Below are 24,451 nucleotides of genomic sequence, written 5' to 3'. Positions count from 1 at the left end.
CTTCTACAATTCAAATCGAACTGCCTAGTGTGGTTACTTCAAGTAAGTAGGATTGCCTATCTAGCATAAAAAATTAGATGGGAACAACAATCCATATCTATATATAAATTTAAAAATTTATCTTATCCAATGTTACTAAAACACCAAATACACCGTAAGACTAATCCTAGTCTCGTTAATTAACTAAGATTTTTTTGTCTTTCCCGATCACGTACTAAAATTTTATTTAAGTATTTACCCGTATATGATTCTGGTACCTTAGCCACCTCTTCCGGGGTTCCTTTAGCCACAATAGTTCCGCCCCTTGTTCCGCCTTCTGGACCTAAATCAATAATATAATCAGCCATTTTGATAACATCTAAATTGTGCTCAATCACAACAATCGTTGCACCTTCGTCAATCATGCGATTTAAAACTTTTAACAGTCTTTTCACATCCTCGATATGTAACCCCGTGGTCGGTTCATCCAAAATATAAACCGTTTTATCCGTAATACGACGATGTAATTCGGATGCTAATTTCACACGTTGTGCTTCTCCCCCAGATAGGGTCGATGCAGGCTGTCCTAATTTTAAATAACCTAATCCTACATCAGAAAGTGTTTTTAATTTTCGTGCTATTTTCGGATGATGTTCAAAAAATATATAAGCATCCTCGACTGTCATATCTAATACATCTGATATATTTTTTCCTCTATAGGTAACCACAAGTGTCTCACGATTGTAACGTTTTCCATGGCAAACTTCACAAGGCACATAAACATCTGGTAGAAAATGCATTTCAATTTTTAATACGCCATCGCCATGACAAGATTCGCATCTTCCGCCTTTCACATTAAACGAAAAACGGCCTTTTTGATATCCTCGAACCTTTGCCTCATTAGTTGACGCAAAAAGATCTCTAATATCATCAAAAACTCCCGTATAAGTGGCAGGATTTGAACGTGGCGTTCGACCAATCGGTGATTGATCAATATCAATGATTTTATCAATATACTCCATGCCCTTTAACTCCTTATGTTCACCCGGCTTATCCTTAATCCGATAAAGCTTAGAGGCAATGGAACGATATAATATATCATTAATAAGCGTTGATTTTCCTGACCCTGATACGCCCGTCACCACATTTAAAATTCCCATCGGAATTTTTAGGTTAATATTTTTAAGATTGTTTTCCTTTGCACCCTTTATCTCTATAAATTGTCCATTTCCTTTTCGACGTTCCTTTGGTAAATAGATTTGCTTTTTACCGCTCAAATACTGACCTGTAATTGAATGATCATTTTGCATAACTTCTTCTGGTGTTCCCTGAGCTACGATTTCCCCACCGTGTATTCCTGCACCGGGACCGATATCGATTAAATAGTCACACGCCATCATCGTATCTTCATCATGCTCAACAACAATTAACGTATTTCCTAAATCCCGCATGGACTTTAGGGTATCAATTAATCGATCATTATCCCGCTGGTGAAGACCAATAGAAGGTTCATCTAACACATACAAAACTCCTGATAGGCGTGACCCAATTTGAGTAGCTAATCGAATCCTTTGAGCTTCTCCTCCTGACAGGGAACCCGCGGAACGATTTAAAGTTAAATAATCTAAACCAACATTAACTAAGAAGAGCAAACGCTCCTTAATCTCTTTTAAAATTAAATGGGCAATCTTTAAATCCTTTTCACTTAACCTTAACTCCTGAATAAAATCTAAAGCTTCCTGAATCGATAATTCCGTAAAGTCATCAATATTTTTTCCATCAATTAATACGGATAATGCTTGTTCAGAGAGTCGTTTTCCATGACATCTATTACATTTTAATTCAGACATAAACCCTTCAATCCATTCCCGCATAAATGAAGAGCTCGTTTCCATATATCTTCGTTCTAAATTGTTAATAACCCCTTCGTAAGTATCCACCTTCTCATGTTTAACTCCACTCTCTGATTGAAGTTGAAAATGAATAGGCTCTGATGTTCCATAAAAAATAATGTTCTTTTCCTCGTCACTCAATTCTTCAAATGGTTTATCTAAATCAATCCCATAATGTTGACATACGGTATCTAATAACTTACGCCCATGAGTTTCTTCTTTTTCCCATCCACGAATAGCCCCTTGACTAATAGATAATCGCTGATCTGGGACTAATAGGTCAATATCAATTTTCTTTTGTACCCCTAGGCCACTACACTCAGGACAAGCACCAAAAGGAGAATTAAATGAGAACATGCGCGGCTCAAGTTCATCGACGGAGAAATCACAATAAGGACACGAAAAGTGCTCACTAAAGATTAATTCTTCACGGCCTACAACATCAATTAATACTTTACCTGCTCCAAGTTTCAAAGCAGTTTCTAATGAATCCGCAACCCTTGAACGAGTATCTGGCTTTAATGAAATGCGGTCAACGATAACCTCAATCGTATGCTTTTTATTTTTATTTAACTTAATTTCATCATCTAAATCCAGCATCTCTCCGTCAACACGTACACGTACATATCCATCTTTTTTTAATCCTTCAAGCGTTTTGACGTGACTACCCTTTTTACCGACAATAACGGGAGCTAAAATTTGCATTCTTGTCCGTTCCTCGTACTGATATAGGCGATCAACCATTTGCTCAATCGATTGCGCCTGTATCTCAATTCCATGAACAGGACAAGTGGGTTTACCAATCCTTGCAAACAATAAGCGAAGATAATCATAGATTTCCGTTACAGTTCCGACGGTTGATCTTGGATTACGATTCGTCGTCTTTTGATCAATCGAAATAGCCGGAGACAACCCTTCAATTGAATCAACATCCGGTTTTTCCATATTACCTAAAAACTGTCTTGCATAGGCTGATAAACTCTCTACATAACGCCTTTGTCCCTCAGCATAAATTGTTTCAAATGCAAGAGAGGACTTTCCAGACCCCGATAAACCAGTCAATACAACTAACTGATTACGTGGGATTTCAACATCAATATTTTTTAAATTCTGTTCACGTGCACCTTTTACAATAATTTTGTCATTCATGATTAGTCACCTCGTGCATTTACGTTAAATGTCTTGCTCTTCCACTAAAGATTTCGAAAGTGGTAAAAATAGAGTAAACGTTGATCCAATATCAACCGTACTTTCAACGGTTAACCGTCCCCCCATTGCCTCAGCTAATCTTTTTGAAATACTTAATCCTAAGCCTGTTCCACCGAAACGTCTTGATATCGTATTATTCTCTTGAGTAAATGCCTCAAAAATCGATTCTAATTTATCTGGGGCTATTCCTTTTCCAGTATCCGTAACCTTAATACTTAAATAGGCATCTGATTCATTTTGATAATCCAAGGTAAGGTCAATCCTGATTTCTCCCTGCTCAGTGAACTTAATCGCATTTGAAACTAAATTGATAATAATCTGTTTAATTCGTCCCTCATCACCGTACAATTCAGTTGGAATCGTCGAATCCGTATTCACAATAAACTTAATTCCCTTATTGGCTGTTTCTACAAAAAATAGCTCTTTAATAGTGTCTACCATGTGGAAAACATTAATTTGCGTAACCGTAAGTTTCACCTTTCCATCCTCGATCATTGAAAAGTCTAATAATTCATTAACATGCTTTAATAAAATATCACTCGAATGTTCAATAATTTCTAATTGTTTTCTTTGCTTAGGTTGCTCAATACTTAACTTCAATAACTGTACATAACCTTTAATCGCATTTAATGGCGTTTTTAATTCATGAGACACTTTAGCTAAAAACAACGTCTTCGCCTGGCTAGCGAGCAAGGACCGTTGCCAAGCAAGCTCTAATTCCTGACTTTGATTATCCTTAACCTTTAATAAGCGTTCATTTTCTAAATAAGCATTACGGACCATTAAGAATGATGTCTTCCATGCTGGATTAATTCTAGGTGGCATAGAATAATCCCCATTTCCACAACGTTCAACGTATTCAATTAATAAATAACATGGCTTAATAATTACGATAAATAATGTATACGCTGCAAAGAAAAATAGTAAAGTTAACAAAATTGTACTAAATTCAAATAGACTAATTGTTTCCCTCAATATAGCTTTCCTTAAATCTTTATTGGCAACGTAATAAATCATTTTAATATTATTTTTGGATGAAATATACCGATTCGTATAATACCCATTATCCTTTAATAACTGAGATGCTTCCTCAAAATTTGATTCCTTAATTCGGGAACTTAACTTTGTAGGTAATTCTTCGTCGATATATTGATTATTACCAATATAATAAATCATTTCAACAATCTGATCACTATTAATCCCATACGTACCCGGACCAATCGATACAACTGATAATTTTATATACCCAAATAATATTCCTTGACTTTCGATAAGCTTGTAGATTGTCCAATTCCGTTTATCCGCAAATTTATCATTGACCAGATAAAGGGCATCACCTACCTTAATTGTTTCAGTCCCTTCTGGATAGTTATTAGACATAACATCCGAATATCCCTGATCGAATATCGGTACGATTTGAAAATCTAATACTCGATGATCGTCCACGTAAAGTTCCCGATTTTTTTGTAAGATATCATTCATACTATTAATCGCACTTAGGTACGCAGATTCAAATAAATCGTCAGACTCTACAAAACCCCCATCCTTCATTAGTTGATGACGTGCTTCATCATTTAAGGATTCCAACACCCTTAAATTATCTTCGGTTAATGTTAAAAGTTTATACTCCTCTGTTTTAAGCAACCGTTCATATGAAACGATATTACGATCTATTTGAGTTCCTATTTTATTAACGTCTCTATCAATCTCTAACAATTTTTGAGAATAAATTTTTTCATAATTCCAATAGAAAGTTAGCGTAAAAGAGACGACAACGATTCCGAATAGAACCCAAAACGTCATTGTTATACGCCAAAATAATTTTTTCATTTTAACCTCTTCCTAAATAATCCTTTATTTCCAACCTGTAAGTTTTAATGTTACCTCGCGTTCATTAGCTGATTTTTTTAATATTCCATAAATTTCATCACTAGAACGAATGACCACATCAATGTCATAGTCCGATGAAAAAGAATCGGGAATTAACTGAGCCACTAACTGGTGAAAAGACAATTTTTCGGCTAAACCATAAAAATCTATATTAATAATAATCTCCAAATTATCTACTTTATTATTTAAAACATGAGCAAGACCTATGACTCCATAATAATGTGGATAATATTCTTTAATCGTATCTTTAAAGGAACTAAACTGATTAGATAAGTTAGCATCTACCGCCAATATCGCGCTATCTGGTAACAAATAATACTTCTCATTCACTGATTCCCAATTTTTTATCGTTGAACTATTTTTACCAACTAAAGTCTTCGCCACCATATGTCCTGGCGTTACCGCACTTTCCTCTTGAACGATAAATAAGCCAATCATAATTGGAACATCCTTGAAAGCTTCTTCCTGTCTGAGAATATCTATTAATCTAGTAGCAATCTCTTTTCCTTTTTCAATTAAGGCTTCTTCATCCAATACAATCGTCTGATCGTAACCTAATTCATTTTTCCAATTTTGATAAGGATTTAAAGCTAACCCTATGGTTACCCCTTCGAGAACCGTATTCTCATCTTTTGTCACCACGTAATCCTGTTCAAGTAAATATGCTAGGTAAACAGGATTGACATCCATTCCATCAATATTAATTCCCTCATCTTTCGTAGGATTTAACCCGATATCCTTATAATTAGCGTCTACTTCTAATTCTTGAGCTAATTCCGCCTCGGTTAAACGTTTAGATAAGAGTCGTTGAACCATCGCTTTTGTCAGGTTTTGCCCTTCTTGGAAATAGACTTGATCTGGAGAAAAATATGATTGTGATTCTCGCATTAAGGCAAGTTCAAATGCGTCAATATCATAACGGTTATTCATTTTAGAATATCGTGAATAAACTAATCCCCTCGTTGGACTTGTCTTATAGGGAAGCATCGTCCGATAATATTCCGCCGTTGCCTCGTTAGACAAGAGTTGGCGTTTCATGGAATCATCTTCTGAACCCCCTTCTTCTACCTTAGGTGTTGGGGGCGCAGAACACCCCACCAAAACAACTAAACAACAGATAACAGCTAACAAAAATCCGCGTTTTAATTTCATTGTATACCCCTCCTATTCACCAATCATTTTTAACATCGTTTCTTCATCAATCACCGTGATTCCAAGCTCCTGTGCCTTTTTAAGCTTTGAACCACTTTTCTCACCTGCAACTAAGAAATCTGTTTTAGCACTTACACTTCCTGAAACTCTTGCCCCTAATTCCTCCAACTTCATACTCGCTTCCTTACGCGATAAGGTTGTCAATGTTCCAGTCAACACCACGCTTTTTCCGTAGAAGGCACTTTCCTGCGTATTAGCCACTAATTTATTTCCTGTATAAAGCGTATTTAATCCTAATGTCTTTAATTCTTCGATCAACATTTTATTTGATTCATCCGCAAAGTAATGAATAACGCTCTTTGAAATAACTTCACCAATCTCAGGTATTCCTTTAAAATCTTCGAAAGTGGCCCCTATTAATTTATCTATCTCTTCAAAGTGAGTTGCCAAAACTTTAGCCGTTTTACTCCCCACATGACGAATTCCTAATCCGAACAATAACCGTTCTAAACTATTCTGTTTACTATTTTCAATAGCCGCTAATAAATTCGAGACCTTTTTCTCGCCCATACGTTCAAGCGGTAATAACTGATTTCGCTCTAGTTTATAAATGTCGGCCACATTTTTTATTAACTGTTGCTCATATAATTGCTGTACTACCTTAATCCCTAATCCATCAATATTCATCGCATTACGTGATACAAAGTGGCATAAACTTTCCACAATACGTGCCGGGCAGTCAATGTTTAAACAATAGTAATCCGCCTCATTTTCCTCGCGAACTAGAACACTTCCACAGCGTGGACATTCATGAATCATCTCAAAAGGTACCTCATCACCGTTTCTTTCTTCGATTAAAGGCTTCACTACTTCAGGAATTATTTCCCCTGCCTTCCGAATAATTACACGATCATTAACGCGAATGTCACGTTCCTTTACATAATCCTCATTATGTAACGTCGCACGACTTACCCGTGTTCCCGCTACACGAACAGGCTCTAACACGGCATTAGGCGTCACCATCCCCGTTCGACCAACTGTAAAAATAATATCTTTTAAGACAGTCTCAACCTCCTCGGCAGGAAACTTATATGCAATGGCCCATCTAGGACTTTTAACCGTATTACCTAAAATCTCCTGATCATCCAATTGATTCACTTTAATCACAATTCCATCAATCTCATAAGGTAATTCCGTTCTCATCGTAGACCACTTTTCAATATACGCTAATACTTCATCAATAGACTGGCATACTTCATAATTTGGATTAACATTAAATCCCATTTCCTTAATTTTATCTAAACTTTCAGCATGCGTTTTACATCCTAATTGTTTAGCACTAGGCACAGCATAACAAAACATACTTAATTCACGTTTAGACGTCACTTTAGAATCTAATTGTCGTAGTGACCCTGCAGCCGCATTACGGGGATTGGCGAATAACTCTTCTCCATTCTGCGCACGGCGCTTATTTAACTTTTCTAGCGTCTCTTTTGACATATACGCTTCTCCACGAACCTCCAATAAATCACTATAAGGTATCGTTAACGGAATCGCCCGAATCGTTTTTAAGTTTTCACTAATATCCTCTCCAGTTGTCCCGTCCCCACGTGTCGCACCGCGAACAAACTGGCCATTCTCATAATGAAGTGTCACTGCTAACCCATCAATCTTTAATTCACAAACATAATTAATATTAGGCGTCACTTTCCTTATCCGTGAATCAAATTCTCTTAAATCACCTTCATTAAAAGCATTTCCTAACGACAACATTGGATTCGTATGTAACACTTTATCAAAACCTTCTAAAACGGCGCCTCCAACACGCACTGTCGGGGATGTTGGAGTCTTAAGTTCAGGGTTTTTTTGTTCTATTTCAATTAATTCCTGTAAAAGCCGGTCATACTCGCGATCGCTAACACTTGGATTATCGAAGACATAATACTCTGTGTTATATTGATTTAATAGCTTTGTTAACTCTTCCACACGCTGCTTCAACATCATTAAATCCTCCAATCAAAAATAATATTCTTTAATTTCTATCTATCCTAGTGGCGTTCAATTATCCTATTTCCCCCTATTAAGTAAAAACGTGATTTCAATAAAAACTTACTCAGTCTATACCCTATTAAAAATAATGATTTATACCTATATAAGGTTATCCTCCCTACAGATACACCCGGATACATTTAGGTTGATTATATGCCTTATCCTCGTTTTTTCAAAGCGGGATGTGATCCCATTAATTTTTTTATCCCATGTGGGGAACTAAATGCAATCGAAACAATTTCACCTTTAACTCCGACAACGACTCCTTCTCCAAAACTATCATGTAAAACCTTATCCCCGCTTTTCCAAGATGAATCTGTTGTGAGGGTTATCGTTTGGATAGTCTTTTTCGGACTTCTATTATCTAGTGCTTCCTGTAACGTAAATGATGGGCGTTTTGAACGAGTTTCGATTCCTGTTTTATTTAAATACTTATCAGATATTTCATGAATAAACATCGATTCTCGATTTGCGGAACGTCGACCATACTGATAGCGACTTTGTGCATTTGTAATAAATAAAATGTCTTCCGCACGAGTAATAGCTACGTATGCTAACCGTCGCTCTTCTTCAAGTTCGTCTCCTCCTTGTTCTAAAGCCGAATGTAATGGGAAAATTCCATCTTCAAATCCGCAAATAAACACAACTGGAAACTCTAATCCCTTAGCCGCGTGAATCGTCATTAAGGTAACTTTGGATTCATTTGCCTCCTCTTCCGTTTCGGTATCGGTTTGAAGCATTAAATCATTAAGTAATATGACAAGTTTAGTCATAGTTGAGAGTTCATCAGCGCGTTCCTCACTCTCTTCCTCAGCCAAAATTTCATTTAAATCTACCTCTTCAAACTGGGTCGCCATCGATTGAAACTCACCTAAGTTATCAATACGGCTATCCGCCTCAATCGTGTTTTCATTTTCAAGCATCTCTAAATATCCAGTTTGTCTTAAAACTAAATCAATGAATTCCGCGATAGAGTAAGCTTCGATTTGAGAACGTAGCATATAAATCATCTGTTTAAAATCAATAAATTTATTTAAAGTTGCTCGGGCAATGCCGTTGTCAACCTCATCAATTGAAGCCATTAATGATAATTCGGCCTCATTCGCAAACTGAGTTAATTTTTCAATTGAAGCTGCACCAATTCCACGCTTAGGCTCATTGACGATACGTTTAAATGATAAATCATCATCAGGATTACAAATTAAACGTAAATAAGCCATTAAATCTTTAATCTCTTTTCGTTTAAAATAACTCTGTCCTCCTATTAAACGATACGGAATATTTTGTCTTAAAAATGCCTGTTCAATCGCTCGTGATTGTGAATTTGTGCGATATAAAATAGCGAAATCATGATAATCATAACTATCTCGGCGCATATATGAAATTTTATCCGCGATATAGGTTGCCTCAACATCCCCATCTAGCGCTCGATAATATTCAATTTGATTCCCTTCACCACGATCGGACCATAATCTTTTGTCCAGGCGGCCACTATTATTTTGAATCACATCATTTGCTGCATTAAGAATCATCTGCTTTGAACGATAATTTTGCTCTAATAATACAACCTTTGCATCAGGATAATCGTGTTCAAATGATAAAATATTTTCAATATTTGCTCCGCGCCAACTGTAGATAGATTGATCCGAATCGCCAACGACGCAGATGTTTCTGAACTTTTGAGCCAATAATGAAACAATTTGATATTGTGCATTATTCGTATCTTGGTACTCATCAATGTGAATATACTGAAACTTATTTTGATAAAATGTTAACACTTCCGGATGCTTTTCAAATAAGTGGACCGTAAGCACTAATAAATCATCAAAATCAACACGATTATTTTTAAATAAAATCTGTTGATATCTTTCATATACACGAATTACGTCTTCATTTTCAAATTCTTTGCTCAAATCACGTGGAGATTTAAGTTCGTTTTTAGCGTTACTAATTTGAGATAAAAAATATTTTGGAGATTGTCTCTTAGGATCAAGATTTAAATCTTCCATTACAGTCTTTATCACACTTAATTGATCCGCATCATCTAAAATTCCAAAATTCAAATCGTACCCAATTAAATCAATATCTCTCCTCAGAATACGAACACACATCGAATGGAAAGTAGAAATCCATACATCTTTTCCGCGTTCCCCAATTAGTTTTTCTACGCGTTCCTTCATCTCTCTTGCTGCCTTATTCGTAAAAGTTATCGCCAAAATATTGTAAGGAGAAACCTGCTTTTCCGACATTAAATAAGCGATTCGATGGGTTAAAACACGGGTTTTCCCAGATCCCGCCCCGGCCATCACTAAAAGCGGTCCCTCAGTTGTTAAAATTGCCTCTTTCTGTTGAGGGTTCATATTATGTAGTAATTGATTCATTATTTCACCTCTATATAAAAGTCATCTGCACTATCAAAGTTTCAACATTATTAAACATAATCTGTTTTATTATAACAATTTTAGTATTCAAATTAAATAAACAGTCATTCCCTAATTAATGTTTTATCAAAATATTAATAAAAATTCTAACTCTACCTATTAGTCTAGGAAAAATAAAGTAAGCTTATGCAATGTCAGAATGAAACTTTTTCTTTCCTAACCATTTCTTATCCATAAAAAAGCTCGCAGATTAAATAAATAGATTTAATCTACGAGCTTTTCATTAAAATTAATAAATAAATTAAATACGGAAGCTTGATTTTAATGAAACGATACGATTAAACGATAACTTACCGTCTTGAGTACGTTTTGGATCAACATTAAAATAACCATGGCGGAAAAATTGGAATTTATCTTGCGCTTTTACATCCTTCATGTTTTCTTCTACAAAACCATGAACAACCTCTTCTGAGTTTCTATTGATACGTTCTAAGAATGGTAATCCTTCTGTTTCTTCATTTTCAATAAGTAACGGTTCATATAAATGGAAGTCAGCTGGAATATTATGATTCGCATCCACCCAATGGATTGTTCCTTTTACTTTACGACCCGTAAATCCTGATCCCGATTTTGTATCCTTATCATAAGTTGCGTGAATCTCAATCACATTTCCGTCCTCATCCTTAATCACATCTGTACACTTAATAAAATAAGCATGTTTTAAACGGACTTCGTTTCCAGGGAATAAACGGAAATATTTTGGAATTGGATTTTCCATGAAATCTTCTTGTTCAATATAGATTTCACGTGAAAAAGGTATTTTGCGTGTTCCCATTTCTGGAACCTCTGGATTAATTTCTGCATCAAGGTATTCAACTTCACCCTCTGGATAATTAGTAATAACTACCTTTAATGGGCGTAAAACTGCCATTGTACGTGGTGCTTTTAACTTTAAATCCTCTCGCACAAAGTGTTCTAACATTTGAGGATCCACTGTACTTACTGCCTTAGAAAGACCTACCTCTTGAATAAAATTAGTAATTGATTCTGGTGTATAACCTCTTCTACGTAATCCTGCTACTGTTGGCATACGCGGATCATCCCAACCAGATACCACGCCTTCATCCACTAACTGTTTAAGATATCGCTTAGACATAATAGTATTTTTCATATTAAGACGTGCAAACTCAATTTGTCGTGGTTTTGCTTCAGTCTCACAATTTTCAATCACCCAATCATATAATGGACGATGATCCTCATACTCTAATGAACAAAGGGAATGAGTAATTCCTTCAAAGGCATCTTCAAGTGGATGAGCATAATCATACATTGGATAGATACACCATTTATCCCCTGTATTGTGATGTGAGGTATGTAAAATACGATAAATAGCTGGGTCACGAAGATTCATATTCGGAGAACTCATATCAATTTTAGCACGTAAAACCTTCTCACCATCTTTATAAAGTCCGTTACGCATATTCTCAAATAACTCTAAATTTTCCTCAACTGTACGATTTCGATAAGGAGATTCTACTCCCGGTTGTGTTAAGGTTCCACGATTTTCACGCATTTGTTCAGGCGTTTGGTCATCGACATATGCCTTCCCTTTTTTGATTAACTCAACAGCATGCTCATACATCTTTTCAAATGTATCGGAAGCAAATAATAATTGATTATATTCTACACCTAACCATTTAATATCATTTATAATCCCTTGAACGAACTCATCATCTTCCTTTACGGGATTTGTATCATCAAAACGTAAATTCATTTTTCCATTAAACTCTTTAGCTAATAAGTAGTTAGTTAAAATGGCTTTTGCATGTCCAATATGGAGATAACCATTTGGTTCTGGTGGAAAACGTGTAATAATTTCTTTATGTTTACCACTTTCTAAGTCTTCCTTCATAATCGTCTTAATGAAATTGGAATTTTCATTAATCATTTCCATAAAAAAACACCTCGCTTACATATCAAAAATGTAAAATTAAACATTTTTTGTATAAAAATCTATTTTAAAATTATATCATAAGTCTGTCCTACATAGTACCTTATTCCACTATTTCAACTGAAAAATTTGATGAGACACTAAATCTAGAAAACAGCTCTTTAGCTAACTCCACATCAGTCACCAATCCTTCTGTACCGTTAAAGGAAGTAATAAACAATAATATCTTATGGGTATTTTCCGTAATGCGGGTTCTAGGTGTATCCGACGTCGGTGTACCAAAGGGTCCCTTTTTATCACAATATACGGGTATATTCTTTATATTTATATTTCCTCGACCAATTCCCTCATACGGTTCATCTTCCCCAATTCGAATTAAAATATCTCCCATTATTTTATCCTCATCTAGTACTGCTACACTTCTTTGAGTACGTACAGATAATATATTTCCAATATCGACAGCATTATTGATATGATATAAACCATTTCCCTTTATGAGTCGGCGTAACAAGGCCTCTGTTGCCAGTCGATAACGAGAAGGATCCTTTCCCAAGCTTCTATAACCGACTCGTGCAGCCTCAATCCGTGGTTGTTTTAATAGGTTTTCTAACGTTAGCATTTGTTGCACTTCACGCTCTAAATTAGTCATCTCTTCTTTTAAAGCATCCGAGGTTAACTCAATTTTGATATCAAAAGATAACACTGCTAAACAATACCCCGGTACTTTTTCTTTTAAATTCTTACTTACAGTTACTTTTCTCATGAAAACCTCCGTCACGTTATCCAATTCAATCATCCCTCATAAAATAATAGTCCTACTCTTTTTTTAGGGAATCATTCTCACGCTCCTGCTCTTCCTTTTGCAGTAGGGCGTATGCTATTGCCAGTTCTTTCATTTTATTTTCTCTTTCTTTATCAATACAATATTGATGAACATAAATAATCATACCAAATGATATAATAATTAGCACGCTCAAATTCACCACGTCTACCATTAAATAGTTGACTTTATCAAAATAGTACTGGTTAGATGATAATACATAATAAACAATGAGACATAGCCCATACCACTTTAACCATGAAAATAAGTGATTCAAAGAAATTTGTGCAATTCTTAATTGATTAAGGAAAAATAAAAGTAAAATAGGTACTGATAGTACTAAAAATAAAGTAACAATCATTTCATCACCTCAAGACTCTGATTACTAATAGAATGGTCTTTTCAATGGGCTTTTATTCCATTCAGATTTTCCCGTATAAATAAAAATCTTTAAATCATTAGACGGCCCCCACCATCTAGTAATTTAAAGATTTTATAATATTATAATTTAGGACAACAAATTTGAACGCGGTGTTGTAAGCTTCTAATGTGTACACTTTTTAGTACCCCACCGTCTTCACCGTCTAACGTCCATTTTACATCTTGTTCACTCTCTACAGTTATCCGATCTGTCTTTAGGGTAACTACATACTCCGGATCATACGTCGTATTTAAAAAATCAGTTAAAATTCGGTGTATATCCAATAAATTTTTAGGGGCACGAATTAAAGTGACCTCGAATAAGCCATCACTTAAATCAGCATGATTTCCAAACGCATTTTTAATTCCCGCAACAGAATCCGAATTTGAAATCATTCCAAAAATATAATCGCCTTCAATCACACCACCGCTGTATGTGATTCGACATTTATAAGATTGAATAGCTGGTAACTTTAATAACCCCTCTATTAAGTATGCTAATCCCCCTAACATATTTTTACGAGGTTGTGGAGTTTCATAAGCAACATCGGTAAACGCTCCAAATGCTGCGACGTATGTAAAGTATCTTTCATCAAACTGCCCGATATCAATAGGGGCAATTTTACCCTCTGTACATAATTTAACAGCTCGCGGGATATTTTTAGGTATCCCCAATGTTGTAGCAAAATCATTCGTTGTCCCTGTTGGAATGTAGGCAATTGGTGTATTGGCATTTGCTTTAATTAAACCTGTAATAACCTCATTTAAAGTACCATCCCCTCCACTGGCAACAATTAAATCATAGGATTTTGCCTCTTTCATTTTATTGGTTGCATCATTTTTGGACTTAGTCGGATATACAACTACCTCATATCCTGCCAAACTTAACTCCTTAATGATCAATAATAAGTAGTCTTTTATCATCCCACGTCCAGAAGTAGGATTAATAATAAGTAATAACCTTTTAAGCACAGAGGCACATCCTTTCAAACATCAAACAGTAATTTTATACTATATTATATCACCAATTAAATAAAAAATGTAAATTTATATCCTACGATTTTATAATTAAACGGTTCTATAATATTTAGTGTTGCTGATTAAGCAGCACTTTTTTCATAGGATAAAAAAAAGAGACTTCAAGTCTCAATCCTGTTACAATGTTATCGACTAAAACAATATTGAAAGGATAAGATTTAATGTCTCACTCATATTTTACTAGAAAACTTTTAAATATTAAAGATAAAAATATTACATTTTCAGAAGATTATCTTGAGGAAGTGAAGTTGAACGGAATTACTAGCTTTATCTTTAAAGGTATTCTTACGTATCAACCGACTCATTGTCAAAAATGCGGAACCCTATTTGATTCAAAATTTAAGAAGCATGGATTTAAAACCTCTCGAATTGTCATTCCAAAAGTCTCTCTTCACGATACCTACTTAGACCTAAAAAAACAGCGTTATTATTGTGGGCATTGCCAGTCTACTTTTACACTAAGTACTTCAATTGTTGAAAAGAACTGTTACATTTCTTATCATACGAAACACGCCATTGCTTTAGAGGCCTAAAATAAAATTTCTGAATGTGATATCGCACGTCGCCATCAGGTCTCTCATTCAACCGTCAATCGAATCATCCATAGCTTTTATGAATCTCAAACCTTAAACCTTAATTATTTACCTGAAAATCTCTGTTTTGATGAATTTAAATCCGTTAAGTCTGCTGAGGGGCATATGTCTTTTATTTTTTGCGATGCTGACTCAAAACAAATCATCGATATCGTTGAAGATCGTCGTTTAAACTCCCTTCAAGCTTATTTTAAACGATACACAAAGGAAGCACGTCATCGAGTAAAAAATATTGTGATTGATATGTACGCTCCTTACATCAGCCTCATTAAGGATCTTTTTCCTCATGCCCAAATTATCATTGATAAATTTCATCTCGTTCAACATCTCTCTCGTGCACTGAACAAAACTCGAATCCGATTCATGAAAAAGTTCAAAAAGCATGGTCGTAAATTCAAACGTTATTGGCGCTTATTTTTAAAATCTCACGCTTTACTTAATACCACCACTTATCGATCAGTTTACTGCTTTAAACAACCCATGCGTGAAATTGATATCTTAAACTTTCTACTTGATTTATCTCCTGAATTAAAAGCAACCTATGATTTATATCAAGAGTTACTTTTCGCTCTTCAGACAAAAAACTTAAAACGATTTAATCATTTACTCGAAACGGAACATCCGCTTGTTTCTCCTGAGTTTCAAACGGCTTTCCAAACCTTTAAAACTTATCAATCCTATATTAAAAATACACTCTCAACTCATTACACAAATGGTCCCATCGAAGGAATTAATAATAAAATTAAGGTCATTAAGCGTATTGCCTTTGGATATCGTAGTTTCTATCACTTTAAATCTCGTATTCTCATGGTTCAAAATCTAACAAAGCCTAAAACGAAAATCCTAGCAGCATAGCTACTAGGATTTCGATTTGAATTTTCGTTGTAACAGGTTACAAATTAATCAGCAACACTATTTGACAAAGAACCAATTAAACCTACAAAAAAAGAGTCTAGTTTTATTTTTAACCAGACTCTTTTTTAACAATTATAATTGCTCTTTTAAAACTTCAACCTTGTCTAAACGCTCCCAAGGAAAGTCTACATCACTGCGACCAAAATGTCCATAAGCTGCTGTTTTTCGATAAATTGGTTTTCTTAAATCTAACATATTAATAATACCAGCTGGGCGTAAGTCAAAATTACGACGAATAATCTCCACAATCTTTGCATCGGATAATTTCCCCGTTCCAAATGTATCTACCATGATAGAGGTAGGCTGTGCTACTCCGATTGCATATGAAAGTTGTATTTCAATCTTATCTGCATATCCGGCAGCAACTAAGTTTTTCGCTACATAGCGGGCAGCATAAGCAGCTGATCGGTCAACTTTCGTTGCATCTTTTCCAGAAAATGCACCTCCACCATGTCTAGCATATCCTCCATAAGTATCAACAATAATTTTTCGTCCCGTTAATCCCGCATCCCCGTGTGGTCCACCAATAACAAAACGTCCTGTTGGATTAACTAAATAACGTGTCTTATCAGTCACTAAATGTTCGGGTAAGACAGCATCAAATACATATTTTTTTATATCTGACTCAATTTTCTCATGACTAACTTCTGGTGAATGTTGTGTTGAAAGTAACACAGTATCTATCGCTACTGGTTTTCCATCTTCATTATATTCGATCGTTACTTGTGTTTTTCCATCAGGTCTTAAATAATCTAATGTTCCATTTTTACGTACCTCTGTTAATCGGCGAGCTAATCTATGCGCTAATGAAATAGGTAATGGCATATAATCCTCTGTTTCATTTGTTGCAAACCCAAACATCAGACCTTGATCACCAGCACCAATTGCTTCAATCTGCTCATCGGTCATAACACCATTTCTTGCCTCAAGTGCATTGTCAACTCCCATAGCAATATCTCCTGATTGCTCATCAATAGCAGTTAGTACAGCACATGTATCGGCATCGAACCCATACTTAGCACGATCATATCCAATTTCACGAATTGTTTCACGCACCACCTTTTGAATATCCACATAAGACGAAGTAGTAATCTCTCCAAAAACTAAAACTAATCCAGTAGTAACTGATGTTTCACATGCCACACGGGCCATCGGATCCTTACTTAAAATGGCATCTAAAATAGAATCTGAAATTTGGTCTGCAATTTTATCTGGATGTCCTTCTGTTACAGATTCTGATGTAAATAAACGACGTTCTGACATTATAATGTCCTCCTTTAATTTTGCTACGCTATACTCTATCCTAATACTTCATTAACGATAATAAAACGGGTCATCACTCATGTAACATTCTTAGTTAATAAAAAAAAGCCCGCCATAAGCGGACTTGAATAACTAATTCATTCAAACCCTCTTATTGTTCAAGTTAAACTCGCTTGGGTTGGCACCTTCCTTTATAAGGAGGTTGCCGCGACTTCATAGGCCCCTATGCCTCCATCGCTCTGAATAAGAGTATATTCTATATATTTTAATTTTCTCTATCATTATAAGTATAAAATCACATTTTGTCAATTGTAAAAATTATTCTTTAAAATCTAACTCAACATTTGAAATAGAATCAAATCTAGTCCCAATTTTTTCGGTTGTAATATGTATTTCTTTTACATCCTTAGAAACGGTGTCGATATGTTTACTTAACTTATCCCATCTCTCCTTATATCTTTTGAATTCGTCTCCTAGTTTATTAAGTTCTTGCTGAATCACTAGCGCATGGCGATCACGCTCAATATTATTTAGAATTACCTGAATGGTGGTCAATGTGGACATTAATGTAGTAGGTGATACCAACCAGACCCTTCTTTGTTGTGCATAATCAATTAAATCGGAATGATATGCATTTATCTCCGCAAAAATAGCCTCGGCTGGCATAAACATGATCGCCTGATCTGAAGTTTCCACAGCCTGAACGTATTTTAATGCAATGTCATCAATATGTTTTTTAACATCAGATTTAAATTTTTTAGTGGCTACCTGTCTCTCTAACTGAGATAAGCTGCGATCCATCATGCGTTGATAATTTTCCAAAGGGAATTTTGAATCGATAGGTAAATTATCTAATGGAGCGGGTGCAAATAAAATAGCATCTACAATGGTTCCATTAGATAGACGATATTGCATTTGATAAAGCCGATCATTTTTATCTCCGAAAACTGAGGCAAGTATTTGATAGAGTTGAATTTCCCCATAAGTTCCTCTGCTTTTTTTGTCCGTTAATAAATTTTGTAATGAGACAATATCTGTTGATAAACTTTCAATTTTTTTTTGAGCCTCATCTATTTTTGCTAATCGCATTAAAATACTCTGAAATGTCTCATTTGTTCTATTGAATGAGTTGTCTAATCTTTCATTCACTTTATCATTAATACGTGTTAAATTTATTTCAATTCGTTCATTTAATTGTTCAAAATCTTTTTGTAAATTCTCCGTAACCATCGTACTATGTTGTAATAATTGCCCACGTATCGTACGTTCAAATTGAGCATATCTTTCGATAATACGTTCATTATTTTGACCAATCGTATCAATCATTTGAAAATTGGCTTGTTGTAATCTTTTTTCCATACGTTGTTGCTCATCCAATAACTGTTTATGTTGATTTTCAATAAGCGAATAGGAATGCTCACTATTCTTTAAACTTTGATTTCTTAGCCCCATTACAACTAATACAATTAAAATAATTATTAAAAGATATAACCCAATCATTATCTTATCCCCTCTTTTACTATTAGTCCTATCACTTATAAACATATATAAAAAAAACATCCCAAAGGATGTTGATTGGCTATTTGGAGCGGGTGAAGAGAATCGAACTCTCACAGTCAGCTTGGAAGGCTGAAGTTCTACCATTAAACTACACCCGCGTTTTTTTATGGCCTAGCGACGTCCTACTCTCGCACTTGCGTACTACCCTCGGCGCTAAGGAGCTTAACTTCTGTGTTCGGTATGGGAACAGGTGTGCCCTCCTTGCCCTTATCACTAGACCTTCTGTCAGATCTTATCAATCTCACAAAACTAGATATCTTCTGCTTACTTCCTTATTAGTTAAGTCCTCGATCGATTAGTATCAGTCCGCTTCATCTGTCACCAAACTTCCACTCCTGACCTATCTACCTCGTCGTCTTCAAGGGATCTTACTTCTTTCGAATGGGAAATCTCATCTTGAGGGGGGCTTCACGCTTAGATGCTTTCAGCGTTTATCCCTTCCACACGTAGCTACCCAGCTATGCTCCTGGCAGAACAACTGGTACACCAGCGGTGTGTCCATCCCGGTCCTCTCGTACTAAGGACAGCTCCTCTCAAATTTCCTACGCCCACGACGGATAGGGACCGAACTGTCTCACGACGTTCTGAACCCAGCTCGCGTACCGCTTTAATGGGCGAACAGCCCAACCCTTGGGACCGACTACAGCCCCAGGATGCGATGAGCCGACATCGAGGTGCCAAACCTCCCCGTCGATGTGAACTCTTGGGGGAGATCAGCCTGTTATCCCCGGGGTAGCTTTTATCCGTTGAGCGACGGCCCTTCCATTCGGTACCGCCGGATCACTAAGCCCGACTTTCGTCCCTGCTCGACTTGTTGGTCTCGCAGTCAAGCTCCCTTCTGCCTTTACACTCTTCGAATGATTTCCAACCATTCTGAGGGAACCTTTGGGCGCCTCCGTTACTCTTTGGGAGGCGACCGCCCCAGTCAAACTGCCCACCTGACACTGTCCCCTGACCAGCTCATGGCCACGGGTTAGAACCCCAGTAACACAAGGGTAGTATCCCAACAGCGACTCCTCCAAGACTGGCGTCCTGGTCTCTTCGTCTCCTACCTATCCTGTACATGTGTCACCAGTGCTCAATATCAAGCTACAGTAAAGCTCCACGGGGTCTTTCCGTCCTGTCGCGGGTAACCTGCATCTTCACAGGTACTATGATTTCACCGAGTCTCTTGTTGAGACAGCGCCCAGATCGTTACGCCTTTCGTGCGGGTCGGAACTTACCCGACAAGGAATTTCGCTACCTTAGGACCGTTATAGTTACGGCCGCCGTTTACTGGGGCTTCAATTCAAAGCTTCGCTTGCGCTAACCTCTCCTCTTAACCTTCCAGCACCGGGCAGGCGTCAGCCCCTATACATCACCTTGCGGTTTAGCAGAGACCTGTGTTTTTGATAAACAGTCGCCTGGGCCTTTTCACTGCGGCTTGCTTTCACAAGCACCCCTTCTCCCGAAGTTACGGGGTCATTTTGCCGAGTTCCTTAACAAGAGTTCTCTCGCTCATCTTAGGATTCTCTCCTCGCCTACCTGTGTCGGTTATCGGTACGGGCACCTAATAAATTATCCCTAGAAGCTTTTCTTGGAAGCGTGACATCAGCTGACTTCACCCTTTCGGGCTTTCGGCATCACAGCTCAATGTTTCGCCATGCGGATTTGCCTACATGACCACCTCACTGCTTACACGTGAATCCATTCACACGCTCAACTTAGCCTTCTCCGTCACTCCTTCAGTTTATTAAGTGGTACAGGAATCTCTACCTGTTGTCCATCGGCTACGCCTTTCGGCCTCACCTTAGGTCCCGACTTACCCAGGGCGGACGAGCCTTCCCCTGGAAACCTTAGGCTTTCGATGGATAGGATTCTCACCTATCTTTCGCTACTCACACCGGCATTCTCACTTCTAACCGCTCCACAGCTCCTTCCGGTACTGCTTCTCCGCTGTTAGAACGCTCTCCTACCACTGACACTTCGTGTCAATCCGCAGCTTCGGCGGTCCGTTTAGCCCCGGTACATTTTCGGCGCAGAGTCACTCGACTAGTGAGCTATTACGCACTCTTTAAAGGATGGCTGCTTCTAAGCCAACCTCCTAGTTGTCTGTGCATCTCCACATCCTTTTCCACTTAACGGACACTTGGCGGCTTCAGCTGGCGGTCTGGGCTCTTTCCCTTTTGACCATGGACCTTATCACCCACAGTCTGACTCCCGATCATATCTATCTGGCATTCGGAGTTTGATTGAGATCAGTACCCCGAGGTGGGGCCATCACCCATTCAGTGCTCTACCTCCAGTAGACTCTTATCGAGGCTAGCCCTAAAGCTATTTCGGAGAGAACCAGCTATATCCGTGTTCGATTGGAATTTCACCCCTAGCCACAAGTCATCCAAGCACTTTTCAACGTGCCCTGGTTCGGCCCTCCAGTCAGTGTTACCTGACCTTCAGCCTGCTCATGGCTAGCTCACACGGTTTCGGGTCTACAACATCGTACTCCTCGCCCTATTCAGACTCGCTTTCGCTTCGGCTCCGTCTCTTCAACTTAACCTTGCACGATATCGTAACTCGCCGGTTCATTCTACAAAAGGCACGCCATCACCCTTTAACGGGCTCTGACTAGTTGTAGGCACACGGTTTCAGGTTCTCTTTCACTCCCCTTCCGGGGTTCTTTTCACCTTTCCCTCACGGTACTGGTTCACTATCGGTCACTAGGTAGTATTTAGCCTTACGAGATGGTCCTCGTTGCTTCCGACGGGATTTCTCGTGTCCCGCCGTACTCAGGATCCCTTCCCTGCTTCACACAATTTCACCTACGGGACTCTCACCCCCTCCGGTTGGCCTTCCCAGACCATTCGGCTATCATGTTCAGTCATTTCTGAAGGTCCTTCTACCCCGGATTACTCCGGTTTGGGCTCCTCCCTGTTCGCTCGCCGCTACTTGGGGAATCGATGTTTCTTTCTTTTCCTCCAGGTACTTAGATGTTTCAGTTCCCTGGGTCTGTCTCCTCTATGGCTATTGATTCACCATACGGTGCTAGCGTATGACCACTAGCGGGTTTCCCCATTCGGATATCCCCGGCTCTTTGCTTACTTACAGCTCCCCGAGGCGTTTCGCCGTTTGTCGCGTCCTTCTTCGACTCCTAGTGCCTAGGCATCCTCCGTGCGCCCTTTATTACTTAACTTTTCTTCTTCAGAAGATATCTAGTTTTCAAAGATCAATTCTAGGAAAATCGAAATTCTCCCAAAACTAAACAGAACGTCTCTTTCTCCATAGAAAGGAGGTGATCCATCCCCACCTTCCGGTAGGGATACCTTGTTACGACTTCACCCCAATCATCTACCCCACCTTAGGCAGCTCCCTCCTTGCGGTTAGGCCACTGACTTCGGGTGTTGTAAACTCTCGTGGTGTGACGGGCGGTGTGTACAAGACCCGGGAACGTATTCACCGCGACATTCTGATTCGCGATTACTAGCGATTCCAACTTCATGTAGGCGAGTTGCAGCCTACAATCCGAACTGAGATTGGCTTTATGAGGTTTGCTCCACGTCACCGCTTCGCTTCTCTTTGTACCAACCATTGTAGCACGTGTGTAGCCCAGGTCATAAGGGGCATGATGATTTGACGTCATCCCCACCTTCCTCCAGTTTGTCACTGGCAGTCTCGTTAGAGTCCCCATCTTACTGCTGGCAACTAACGACAGGGGTTGCGCTCGTTGCGGGACTTAACCCAACATCTCACGACACGAGCTGACGACAACCATGCACCACCTGTATCCATTGTCCCCGAAGGAAACCCTCTATCTCTAGAGGCGTCAATGGTATGTCAAGACCTGGTAAGGTTCTTCGCGTTGCTTCGAATTAAACCACATGCTCCACCGCTTGTGCGGGTCCCCGTCAATTCCTTTGAGTTTCAGTCTTGCGACCGTACTCCCCAGGCGGAGTGCTTAATGCGTTAACTTCAGCACTGAGGTTCGACCCCCAACACTTAGCACTCATCGTTTACGGCGTGGACTACCAGGGTATCTAATCCTGTTTGCTCCCCACGCTTTCGCGCCTCAGTGTCAGTTGCAGACCAGGAAGCCGCCTTCGCCACTGGTGTTCCTCCATATCTCTACGCATTTCACCGCTACACATGGAATTCCACTTCCCTCTTCTGCACTCAAGTCAACCAGTTTCCAATGACCCTCCACGGTTAAGCCGTGGGCTTTCACATCAGACTTAATTAACCACCTGCGCGCTCTTTACGCCCAATAATTCCGGATAACGCTTGCCACCTACGTATTACCGCGGCTGCTGGCACGTAGTTAGCCGTGGCTTTCTCATAAGGTACCGTCAATTGATAGTCATTTCCTCCTATCACCTTTCTTCCCTTATAACAGAATTTTACAACCCGAAAGCCTTCTTCATTCACGCGGCGTTGCTCGGTCAGGCTTTCGCCCATTGCCGAAGATTCCCTACTGCTGCCTCCCGTAGGAGTCTGGCCGTGTCTCAGTCCCAGTGTGGCCGTTCACCCTCTCAGGTCGGCTACGCATCGTCGCCTTGGTAGGCCTTTACCCCACCAACTAGCTAATGCGCCGCAGGCTCATCCACCAGTGATGCCAGGAGCATCTTTAAACTTTCGTCCTATCCGGTATTAGCGATCGTTTCCAATCGTTGTCCCCGTCTGATGGGCAGATCACCTACGTGTTACTCACCCGTTCGCCGCTTCCCACCGAAGTGGTTCGCTCGACTTGCATGTATTAGGCACGCCGCCAGCGTTCATCCTGAGCCAGGATCAAACTCTCCATAATTGTTTGTTTCCTTAGCTTGCGAAATTTCTTTCGCTCATGATTCTTGACGTTCTGTTTAGTTTTCAAAGAACCTCTCTCGCCTTTTGGCGACTCATTTATCTTACCACATTCGACTTTTTTTGTCAAATGTTTTTTATCTTTTTTGTAAGATTTCTTGTCCACCTCTCTTGGCGACTTTTCTAGTTTATCATGTTCAACCGTTTCTGTCAAACACTTTTTAACTTTTTTTGTTTTCTTTTCCATCGCCCTTTTGGCGACTCATTTATAATAACATCTTGTCATCTAGTAGTCAACCGATTTTTTATATTTTTTAATAAATTAAATAAGATATCGTCGAAATAAAATATTTTTTCATTATTTAATATTTTTTTATACCATTCAAGGGTCCTATATAATCAGCTTTCACATAAAGGATTCTATCTCCTACACTCTATGAGGGTATTTTTAAAAGCTTTAATCACGAAAACTATTCTCTCACGTACACGCGTACATCTGATCTACACTACAAAATATTTTTTTACAATGAACCATTTTCCGTGACATACTCATCCAGTTGATAGTT

General features: G+C 38.3%; 13 protein-coding genes, 1 tRNA gene, 3 rRNA genes and 1 riboswitch. Of the genes, 2 read left to right on the top strand and 15 right to left on the bottom strand.

What is annotated here, in order from left to right; genetic code table 11:
• Nucleotides 1–179: 179 nt before the first annotated feature.
• From uvrA to AACH31_RS01390, 9 genes are all read right to left on the bottom strand, one after another.
• Complete coding sequence (uvrA, locus tag AACH31_RS01430) at nt 180–3,020, bottom strand: excinuclease ABC subunit UvrA (protein ID WP_262953678.1); 2,841 nt, start codon at nt 3,018–3,020, stop codon at nt 180–182.
• 24 nt (nt 3,021–3,044) lie between these two features.
• Nucleotides 3,045–4,910, bottom strand: a complete 1,866-nt coding sequence (locus AACH31_RS01425) for a sensor histidine kinase (RefSeq protein WP_262953679.1) — start codon at nt 4,908–4,910, stop codon at nt 3,045–3,047.
• A gap of 24 nt (nt 4,911–4,934) precedes the next feature.
• A complete protein-coding gene (locus tag AACH31_RS01420) occupies nt 4,935–6,122 on the bottom strand; it encodes a CamS family sex pheromone protein (protein ID WP_262953680.1) in 1,188 nt (395 codons plus the stop codon).
• Between the two features lie 12 nt (nt 6,123–6,134).
• Nucleotides 6,135–8,123 (bottom strand): NAD-dependent DNA ligase LigA, encoded by a 1,989-nt coding sequence (gene ligA, locus AACH31_RS01415; protein WP_338506324.1) that lies wholly within the window; start codon nt 8,121–8,123, stop codon nt 6,135–6,137.
• 206 nt (nt 8,124–8,329) lie between these two features.
• Nucleotides 8,330–10,552, bottom strand: coding sequence for a DNA helicase PcrA (gene pcrA, locus AACH31_RS01410; RefSeq protein WP_161832320.1), 2,223 nt, complete (start codon nt 10,550–10,552; stop codon nt 8,330–8,332).
• Between the two features lie 301 nt (nt 10,553–10,853).
• Nucleotides 10,854–12,506, bottom strand: a complete 1,653-nt coding sequence (locus AACH31_RS01405) for a glutamine--tRNA ligase/YqeY domain fusion protein (protein WP_161832319.1) — start codon at nt 12,504–12,506, stop codon at nt 10,854–10,856.
• 100 nt (nt 12,507–12,606) lie between these two features.
• The gene (locus AACH31_RS01400) at nt 12,607–13,266 is read right to left on the bottom strand and encodes a B3/B4 domain-containing protein (RefSeq protein ID WP_161832318.1); all 660 of its coding nucleotides are present in this window, start codon (nt 13,264–13,266) and stop codon (nt 12,607–12,609) included.
• A gap of 52 nt (nt 13,267–13,318) precedes the next feature.
• On the bottom strand, nt 13,319–13,684 hold the full coding sequence (locus AACH31_RS01395) for a hypothetical protein (RefSeq protein ID WP_161832317.1): 366 nt from the start codon (nt 13,682–13,684) through the stop codon (nt 13,319–13,321).
• A gap of 140 nt (nt 13,685–13,824) precedes the next feature.
• Complete coding sequence (locus tag AACH31_RS01390) at nt 13,825–14,715, bottom strand: diacylglycerol/lipid kinase family protein (RefSeq protein WP_262950885.1); 891 nt, start codon at nt 14,713–14,715, stop codon at nt 13,825–13,827.
• A gap of 227 nt (nt 14,716–14,942) precedes the next feature.
• Between AACH31_RS01390 and AACH31_RS01385 the strand changes: the two genes are divergently transcribed.
• A complete protein-coding gene (locus AACH31_RS01385; RefSeq protein ID WP_338617262.1) occupies nt 14,943–15,314 on the top strand; it encodes a transposase family protein in 372 nt (123 codons plus the stop codon).
• Nucleotides 15,315–15,320: 6 nt separating this feature from the next.
• On the top strand, nt 15,321–16,229 hold the full coding sequence (locus tag AACH31_RS01380; RefSeq protein ID WP_338618079.1) for an ISL3 family transposase: 909 nt from the start codon (nt 15,321–15,323) through the stop codon (nt 16,227–16,229).
• A 132-nt stretch (nt 16,230–16,361) separates the two neighbouring features.
• Here the strand turns inward: AACH31_RS01380 and metK are convergent, their stop codons facing one another.
• The 6 genes from metK to AACH31_RS01350 form a co-directional block, all read right to left on the bottom strand.
• A complete protein-coding gene (gene metK / locus AACH31_RS01375) occupies nt 16,362–17,552 on the bottom strand; it encodes a methionine adenosyltransferase (RefSeq protein WP_161832933.1) in 1,191 nt (396 codons plus the stop codon).
• Nucleotides 17,553–17,700: 148 nt separating this feature from the next.
• Nucleotides 17,701–17,802, bottom strand: a riboswitch (SAM riboswitch).
• Nucleotides 17,803–17,870: 68 nt separating this feature from the next.
• Nucleotides 17,871–19,052 (bottom strand): DNA recombination protein RmuC, encoded by a 1,182-nt coding sequence (locus AACH31_RS01370; RefSeq protein ID WP_161832934.1) that lies wholly within the window; start codon nt 19,050–19,052, stop codon nt 17,871–17,873.
• Nucleotides 19,053–19,136: 84 nt separating this feature from the next.
• A tRNA-Gly gene (locus AACH31_RS01365) sits at nt 19,137–19,210 on the bottom strand.
• Nucleotides 19,211–19,221: 11 nt separating this feature from the next.
• Nucleotides 19,222–19,330 (bottom strand): 5S ribosomal RNA (rrf, locus tag AACH31_RS01360).
• A gap of 57 nt (nt 19,331–19,387) precedes the next feature.
• A 23S ribosomal RNA gene (locus tag AACH31_RS01355) occupies nt 19,388–22,281 on the bottom strand.
• 92 nt (nt 22,282–22,373) lie between these two features.
• Nucleotides 22,374–23,889, bottom strand: a 16S ribosomal RNA gene (locus tag AACH31_RS01350).
• Together the 16S, 23S and 5S rRNA genes with 1 tRNA gene alongside form the textbook arrangement of a ribosomal RNA operon.
• Nucleotides 23,890–24,451: the final 562 nt, after the last annotated feature.

The organism is Turicibacter faecis (assembly GCF_037076425.1).
Taxonomy (GTDB): Bacteria; Bacillota_I; Bacilli_A; order MOL361; family Turicibacteraceae; genus Turicibacter; species Turicibacter faecis.
Note: the sequence above shows the minus strand (reverse complement) of the source record. Positions and strands in the feature narration are given on the sequence as shown.